This is a genomic window from Streptomyces anatolicus (assembly GCF_019400875.1).
GTDB lineage: Bacteria > Actinomycetota > Actinomycetes > Streptomycetales > Streptomycetaceae > Streptomyces > Streptomyces anatolicus.
Genome location: NZ_WMBF01000527.1, coordinates 1 through 4,109 on the forward strand (window position 1 = coordinate 1; position 4,109 = coordinate 4,109).

At 73.1% G+C, this 4,109-nt stretch carries 2 protein-coding genes; both read right to left on the bottom strand.

The features are described 5' to 3' along the window. Nucleotides 1–66: 66 nt before the first annotated feature. Nucleotides 67–1,230: an ABC transporter substrate-binding protein gene (locus GKQ77_RS28865; RefSeq protein WP_372460011.1), complete on the bottom strand. Its 1,164-nt coding sequence runs from the start codon at nt 1,228–1,230 to the stop codon at nt 67–69. 129 nt (nt 1,231–1,359) lie between these two features. Further along, the gene (locus GKQ77_RS28870) at nt 1,360–3,954 is read right to left on the bottom strand and encodes an MXAN_6230/SCO0854 family RING domain-containing protein (protein ID WP_219691959.1); all 2,595 of its coding nucleotides are present in this window, start codon (nt 3,952–3,954) and stop codon (nt 1,360–1,362) included. Nucleotides 3,955–4,109 lie beyond the last annotated feature (155 nt).

The window sequence follows — 4,109 nt, forward strand, 5'->3', positions numbered from 1 at the left end:
CCCCCACAGCCCCTACAGGCCCCGCAATCCCTACGACCCCTACAACCCCTACAACCCCTACAACCCCTACAACCCCGCCAGCGCGTTCCACCGCTTCGCGAACTCCGTCCGCTCCTTCGGCGTGATGTCCCGCGCGATCGCGAGCCGCTTCCGCATCGCGTCGTCCGGGAAGATCAGCGGGTCCTCGGCGAGGGCGGCGAGGTCCTTGTCCTTGGACGAGGCGAGGACGTCACGGGCGGCCGGGACCGGGCAGACGTAGTTGACCCACGCGGCCAGCTCCGCCGCCACCTCGGGGTCGTAGTAGTGGTCGATGAGCCGCTCGGCGTTGCGCTTGTGGCGGGCCAGGTTGGGGATCATCAGGGACTCCGCCCACAGCTCCGCGCCCTCCTCGGGGACGACGAACTCGATGTCCGGGTCGTCCGCCTGGAGCTGGATGACGTCACCGCTGTAGGCCTGGCAGGCCAGGACGTCGCCGCTGGAGAGGTCCTTGATGTAGTCGTTGCCGGTGAAGCGGCGGATGTGGTGGGAGCCGACCAGCTTCTCGACCTTGTCGCACATCCGGTGGAAGTCGTCCGCCGTCCACTTGGTGACGTCCACGCCGTCGCCCTGGAGGAGCAGTGCGAACGCCTCGTCGAGCCCGGAGAGCAGCGTGACCCGGCCCTTGAGGTCGTCCGCCCACAGATCGGAGACGTGCTTGATCTCGCGGCCGAGCTTCCGCTTGTTGTACGCGATGCCGGTGATGCCCGACTGCCAGGGGACGGTGAACTTCCGCCCCGGGTCGAAGTGCGGCGAACGCAGCAGCGGGTCGAGGTACTTGGTGACGTTCGGCTGGCGCGCGCGGTCCATCTCCTGGACCCACCCGAGGCGTACGAAGCGGGCGCACATCCAGTCGCTGATGACGATGAGGTCCCGGCCGGTCTCCTGATGGTTCATCAGGGAGGGGCTTATCTTGCCGAAGAACTCGTCGTTGTCGTTGATCTCCTCCGTGTAGCGGACGTCGATCCCGGTCCGCTTCTCGAAGGCGAGCAGCGAGGGCCGCTTGGTCGCGTCCTTGTCGTCCGTGTCGATGTAAAGCGGCCAGTTCGCGAAGGCCAGCGTCCTGTCCTTCGCCGAGCGGTCGCCCGCGGAGCGCTCGTCCGGCGCGATGTACGCGGCGGGCACACCGCACCCGGCGAGCGTACCGACGGCCGCGCCCCCGCCGAGGGCACGGAGCAGAGACCGGCGGGACACGGAGGAGGCGGAGGACGCCATGGGGTTCGCTCGCACCCCGGCAGCATGCGCCTTCGCCCGGCGGCGCGGCAATGGACGCAGCGTCGAGCCCCGCCTCGTGGAACCGACACCTTGTCGATCATCCCCCGCTCAGGCGGCGGGCCCCAGCCACGCCGCGAGGTCGCCCGCCGTGATCCGCTCCAGCGGCGCGGCGTCGACCGGCCCCGGGTAGAGGCGGTACACCGTGCCGGACGCGGCGTCGTCCGCCGCCGCCAACTCGCCGTGCAGCAGCGCCAGGAGGACCCGGCGCCCCGCCAGGTCCGGCTCGGCGCGGAGCGCGTCCGGTTCCCAGCCGTCACGGACGCGCAGGGCGAAGTCGGCGCGCGGCTCGTCCGGGGCGCGGCGGTAGCCCCACAGGACGTGGCCGCGCCCGCGCACGTACACCTCGCCGTCGGTGCGGGCCGCCGCCGTCCAGCACGCCAGGTCCCACAGGGTGGCCCGGCCGCGCGGCCGGAAGGTGTCGAGCAGGTCGTTGCCGAGGCGCCGGAGCTGTTCGCGGTAGCGCCACACGTCGTGGTCGACGCCGTTCGTGGCGAGGGTGACATCCGCCCACCAGGCGTGCCGTGTCCGCAGGTCGACGATCATCGGGACGCGCAGCTTCGCGTCGCCCGCGAGGTCGAAGCGCTGCCGCACGGTCCTTGGGTCGTAGACGGCCCGGCCCTTGTCCTCGACCGCCATGAACCCCGCGAAGGCGTCGGGGAGTTCGTCGAAGGGCACGTCGTTGTACGACAGGACGGCGGGCACGACGAACCGCACCCCGCAGTTGGCGAGCCGCGGCAGATCGAGGTCCAGGTACTCGGTGGCGCCGTGCGGGGCGGGCGCGGACGTCAGGTCGCCGGAGTGCCGGGCGGCGCCGCCCGCGTATGCGAGGTGGGTGTAGTCGCACAGGCCGATGAACCGCCACTGGTCGTCGTAGAGCGCGACGGACAGGTCGAGGTCGACGCGTACGCCCTTGGGCTGGAGCCAGTGCAGGAAGAGCCGCACGTTCTCGCTGTCGGCGGGCATCGGCAGGGAGCTGCCGCGCGGCACCGCGACCAGGGAGGCCGCGGAGGCGCGCTCGGCGAACGGCACGGGCAGGTCGGCGAGGGAGGCGTCCAGGACGGCCAGGTCGTACCGCTCCCCCTCGCGCGCGGCGAGGCGGCGGACCGCCTCGGCCTCGATCAGCTCACCGGCGCGTCCGGCGATCAGGGGCGGCAGCGGGGGCCGGTGGTCCGGCACGGCGAAGGCCTTGGTGACCCGCCCGCGCGGGAAGAAGACGCGGCGGTGCCCGGGGACGGACCGGATCCTCAGCTGTCCGTACGCCCCGAGGAGTGGGCCGGGGGCGGTGCGCGGCAGGGCGTGCGCGAGCGCCTCGCCGACCGGCTCCGGGAGGGTCGCGGCGCCGGAGCGGGCGAGCAACAGGTCGAGTCGGCGCAGGAGTTCACCGGGGCGCTCGCGGAGCAGGTCGGCGGCGGCCGTGACGTCCCAGCGCCCGAGGGCCGCCTCGACACGGCTCTGCCAGGTGACGAAGCGCAGCCGGTCGCCGACGAGCCGGACGCCGTCGTGCCGGGCGGCCTCGTTGAGCAGCACCTCGCCGAGCGCGCCGTCGCCGACGCGGGTGCCGCGCAGCACCGCGAAGGCGAGCGCCACGCGTGCGTGCCGGTGGGCGGCCTCGAAGGGGTGCAGGATCTCGCCGACCCGTTTCCACGCGCGCGGGTGGCGGGCCATGTCCTCGGTGAGGCGCCGGAAGTCGAAGCCGTCGAGCAGCGCGAGCAGTTCGCGCCGCACGGGACGCGGAAGGCCCCGCAGGCGCGGCGGTTCGAGCAGGTCGGGATCGCCGCCGGAGCGTACGGCGAGGATCCGCAGGACGTCCGTGGCGGTGTCCGCGTACCGCCCGACGAGCGCACGTGTCTCGGGACGGTCGAGGAGCGGGGCGAGGGCGAGCGCCTTGCTCTCGCGCAGCGCGATGGCCTCGGGCAGCCAGTCGGCGGCCTCCGCCGGGTCCGCGTGGCCGAGGAGCAGCACCAGGTCGTCGTGGTCCTGGGGGTTCAGGGGCGTACGACGGGCGAGCAGGGCGGCGAGTTCGGCGGCGGCGTCACCGGGCGCGCCGAGGCGCAGGGCGCGCAGGACGGGGCCTCCGTCGCCGCCGAGACCGGCGCCGGTGTCAAGCCAGGGGTCGAGGGGGCCGTCGGTCTCGTAACGCTTCTCGCAGACCTGGCAGGCGTACCAGACGCAGCAGTCTTCGCAGCAGCCCCAGTCCTGCTCCTTGCGGTGGCAGTCGTCGCACAGCAGATGCGCGCAGGGCATGAGGGCGCGCACCCGCGCCTTGGTGCCCGCGCAGTTCATGCAGGGCTGGTGCGGCTGGGCGGTGAGGTGCGCGAGGACGACGGAGGTGTACCGGTCGTGGGCGTGCTGGTACGGGACGTCGCGGAAGCGGGCGAAGAGCGGGACGTGCCCGCGGTCGGAGCCCATCAGGGCGTCGACGCCGGCGAGCAGCTCGCGCCCGGTCGCGGCGAGGTCCGCCACGGTCAGGGCGGCCAGCGCGCGGCGCAGCGGGGCGGTCAACAGGTGTCCGCGGTCGGCGAGTTCGGCTTCGAGGACGACGAGCGCGGCGTCGGTCTCGGCGGACCGCCCCGGCCCGGCGGGCACGTACACACTCTGCCGTCGGCGCAACAGCAGCCCGGTGAGGTCGTCGGCGGTCGTCATCAGGTCCCACCCCCGTGAAGCAGAAGAGGCGGGGACGGGGAGTGGGTGCGCTACGGCTCTTTTTGCAGAAGAAGAAAGAAGGAAGCACACCACGAAGCCGCCCCCGCGCACTCAACGGTACGCGGGGGCGGCGGGGCCGGGCATCTCAATTAGCG